The organism is Pseudomonas sp. LSJ-87 (assembly GCF_032971465.1).
Classification (GTDB): domain Bacteria; phylum Pseudomonadota; class Gammaproteobacteria; order Pseudomonadales; family Pseudomonadaceae; genus Aquipseudomonas; species Aquipseudomonas putida_Z.
Genome location: NZ_JAWJYQ010000099.1, coordinates 1 through 1,353, shown reverse-complemented (window position 1 = coordinate 1,353; position 1,353 = coordinate 1). Strand labels below are relative to the sequence as shown.

At 63.0% G+C, this 1,353-nt stretch carries 2 protein-coding genes; one reads left to right on the top strand and one right to left on the bottom strand.

Annotation, left to right across the window (positions count from 1 at the left end):
* Positions 1-7: 7 nt before the first annotated feature.
* Positions 8-700: an alpha/beta family hydrolase gene (locus RYH74_RS26225; protein ID WP_085614477.1), complete on the bottom strand. Its 693-nt coding sequence runs from the start codon at positions 698-700 to the stop codon at positions 8-10.
* A gap of 50 nt (positions 701-750) precedes the next feature.
* Between RYH74_RS26225 and RYH74_RS26220 the strand changes: the two genes are divergently transcribed.
* On the top strand, positions 751-1,353 hold a 603-nt coding region (locus RYH74_RS26220), incomplete at its 3' end, for a cbb3-type cytochrome c oxidase subunit I (RefSeq protein ID WP_317410606.1).

The window sequence follows — 1,353 nt, the reverse complement described above, 5'->3', positions numbered from 1 at the left end:
TCCAGCACTATTGCGACAGGAATGCCGCAACCTTCTCAGCCGCCGCCTGCAAGTGCTGCTCATGGCTGAACCCCGAGGCCTTCAGCGGCTTCAGGTCATGGTCCCCCGCCACCAGCCAGCTCACCTCGATCGCCGGCGATAACGCATACCCTGCCACCGCCTCGCGGTTACCCAGCGCATCCCGCTCGCCCTGCACGATCAACGTCGGCGTCTTCAATTCGGCCAGGTGCTCGACCCGTGGCTTCTCCGGCTTGCCCACCGCATAGAACGGATAGCCCAGGCACACCAGTGCATCCGCTTCCAGTTCATCGGCCAGCAGGCTGGCCATGCGCCCGCCCATGGACTTGCCACCCACCGCCAGCTTGCCCGCGACCAAAGGTCGCACCTGCCGGTAAACCTCGCGCCAGCATTCCAGCAACACCTTCTGCGGGTTCGGCGGCCGCTTGCCGCCGGCAACCCTGCGCTCGGCCATGTACGGGAACTCGAAGCGCACTACCGCTACCCCAAGCGCCGCAAGCCTTTGCGCCATTTCGTCCATGAACCCGCTGTCCATCGGCGCACCTGCGCCATGGGCCAGGATCAGGCAGCCCTTGTAGCCGCCCTTGCCCCGAACGTGCGGGGGATCGCAGCGCAAGCCTGGGACATTTCCGACCTTCGCCCATTGATCCCCGTCAATACCGGCACTTTGCCCATTAATCATGCTTGCCTCGCTGTAAAGCCTGCCAAATAACCGTGGATGGGAACCCATACATGAACACAACCAGCAGTACCGCCTATAACTACAAGGTGGTCCGCCAATTCGCCATCATGACGGTGGTGTGGGGAATCGTCGGGATGGGGCTCGGCGTCTTCATCGCCGCCCAGCTCGCCTGGCCTTCCCTCAACTTCGACCTCCCCTGGACCAGCTTCGGCCGCCTGCGCCCCCTGCATACCAATGCGGTGATCTTCGCCTTCGGCGGCTGTGCGCTGTTCGCCACCTCCTATTATTCGGTGCAACGCACCTGCCAGACCACCCTGTTCGCACCGGGCCTGGCCGCGTTCACCTTCTGGGGCTGGCAACTGGTGATCCTGCTGGCGGCCATCAGCCTGCCGCTGGGCTACACCAGCTCCAAGGAATACGCCGAACTGGAATGGCCGATCGACATCCTGATCACCATCGTCTGGGTGAGCTACGCCATCGTGTTCTTCGGCACGCTGATGAAGCGCAACACCAAGCACATCTACGTCGGTAACTGGTTCTTCGGCGGCTTCATCCTCACCGTGGCGATGCTGCACGTCGTCAACAACCTGGAACTGCCGGTCAGCCTGACCAAGTCCTACTCGGTGTATGCCGGCGCCACCGATGCCATGGTG